This window comes from Sulfobacillus harzensis (genome assembly GCF_012933365.1).
In the GTDB taxonomy this organism is placed as follows: Bacteria; Bacillota; Sulfobacillia; order Sulfobacillales; family Sulfobacillaceae; genus Sulfobacillus_B; species Sulfobacillus_B harzensis.
Window position 1 is genome coordinate 1 of record NZ_JABBVZ010000382.1, and the last position, 237, is coordinate 237.

The 237-nt window shown below is 65.8% G+C and carries 1 pseudogene; it reads left to right on the top strand.

What is annotated here, in order from left to right:
- Positions 1 to 236 (top strand): annotated as a pseudogene (locus HIJ39_RS23575) (hypothetical protein); the annotation flags it as partial.
- Between the last annotated feature and the right edge of the window lies 1 nt (position 237).

Sequence of the window (237 nt, forward strand, 5' to 3'; positions counted from 1 at the left end):
AACGGGGGAAACCGCAAGCCCGGCAGGTGTTGTATCAGGCGGCGCTGGTGGCCATTGCCCACGAGGGTCCCGCGCGGGCACGCTATCGGGAACTTCGGGAGCGCCTGGCGCCGAAAGCGGCGTTAATCGCGCTGGCCTGTAAACTCTTGCGCATCGCGTGGGCGTGTTTGCGGCATCGGTCCCATTATGATGCCGAACGGGCATTTTCGCGGTCCACGACGGCGGCTGCGGCGTAAG